Below are 1,759 nucleotides of genomic sequence, written 5' to 3'. Positions count from 1 at the left end.
TACCGATGCGCACAACATGCCCTTAGCAAACGATGTAGAACGAAAAGAGCAAGTTCGCTCACGCTTGATAGAAGAGCTCGACGACCCGGAAGACTACCCCGAGATAATCAGCCGCCGCACGCCGCGCCAACTGAAGCATTTTGCCTTCCCGACGGAAGTGACTTTCAGCAATGACATGATTAATCAGCGTACCGTGATGGAGGTTGTAACGCCTGACCGTCCAGGCCTACTCGCACGGATTGGTCAGGCACTTCTAAAGCATAATTTATCATTGATCAATGCACGTATTGCCACCTTGGGCGAGCGAGTAGAAGACGTTTTCTTCATTACCGACACAGACGGTCAACCGCTTAGTGACGCAATGATTTGCGAGGCCTTACAGCACGACATATGTACACTTCTAGATGAGCAGGTAGAAATAACCTCATGAACCCAGACTTGAATAAACTTCAGCCCTATCCCTTTGAAAAGCTTAAAGCACTGCTCGGGCAAGTAACACCATCAGCAGATTATTCAGCTATTCCCTTGTCTATTGGTGAACCGAAGCACCCTTCTCCGCAGTTTGTGCTCGACAGCATCACCAATAACCTAGGCAAAGTCGCAATATACCCAAGCACAAAAGGGTTACCTGAGTTTCGAAAGAGCATGACAAACTGGGCGACACAACGCTTTAATCTAAAGCCCGGCACTCTTTGCAGCGAAGATAATATTCTTCCGGTAAACGGCACACGAGAGGCAATTTTTTCTTTTACTCAGGCGGTCATCGATAGAGAAGCCAGTAATCAAGCTTTAGTGCTGAGCCCTAATCCTTTTTATCAGATCTATGAGGGCGCTAGCTATCTTGCAGGGGCTGAGCTTGAATTACTTCCTACACTAGAGCATACCCAGTTCATTCCCGACTACGACTCAGTCGCCGATAGCACTTGGGACCGCTGCCAGATTCTATTCATGTGCTCTCCGGGCAACCCGACAGGCGCTGTCACGCCCGCTGAAACGCTTAAAAAGCTCATAAAACTAGCCGACAAGCATGACTTCATTATTGCATCGGACGAATGCTATTCGGAGATCTATTGCGATGAAGACCAAGCTCCGACTGGTTTGCTAGAGGTCTGCGCCGAAATAGGAAGAGATGATTATAAGCGTTGTATTGTCTTTCATAGCTTGTCAAAGCGCTCAAACCTGCCCGGCCTACGCTCAGGATTTGTTGCAGGTGATGCAGACTTGTTAAAAGGCTTCTTGAAATACCGAACTTATCACGGCTGCGCAATGCCGATTCAACACCAGTTAGCAAGCATTGAAGCCTGGAACGATGAAGCTCACGTACAAGAGAACCGTAAAGCCTACAAACGAAAGTTCGAGGCAGTTCTTGAAATTTTAAGCCCGGTACTGAACATCAAGCAAAGTGATGCGAGCTTCTACCTTTGGCCAGAGACACCGATATCGGATGAAGAGTTTGCTCAAAAGCTATATCAACAAAAGCATGTCACCGTGCTTCCGGGCAGCTATTTGTCTCGTACCGTCAAGGGTCTAAATCCGGGTAAAAATAGAATCAGAATGGCCTTAGTTGCCAGTGAAGAAGAGTGCATCGAAGCGGCAACTCGAATTCGTGAATTCGTTGAATCTCTTTAACGCTCTTTCCACAAACAACTTTCGTACAAGGTAAAACAATGAGTACAGTAAAAATCTACGGAATTAAAGCCTGCGATACCATGAAGAAAGCGCTAACGTGGCTGGAATCGCATGATATTGATTTTGAATT

At 46.8% G+C, this 1,759-nt stretch carries 2 protein-coding genes; both read left to right on the top strand.

Going from position 1 to position 1,759, the window contains the following annotated elements; genetic code table 11:
- A partial coding sequence (locus A3735_RS02595) for an ACT domain-containing protein (RefSeq protein ID WP_156499350.1) occupies positions 1 to 430 on the top strand: 430 nt, incomplete at its 5' end.
- Positions 427 to 1,629: a succinyldiaminopimelate transaminase gene (gene dapC, locus A3735_RS02590; protein ID WP_068508234.1), complete on the top strand. Its 1,203-nt coding sequence runs from the start codon at positions 427 to 429 to the stop codon at positions 1,627 to 1,629. The genes A3735_RS02595 and dapC, both read left to right, overlap by 4 nt.
- Positions 1,630 to 1,759: the final 130 nt, after the last annotated feature.

The organism is Oleiphilus sp. HI0061, from assembly GCF_001635675.1.
This window is presented reverse-complemented; position numbering and strand designations above follow the sequence as displayed.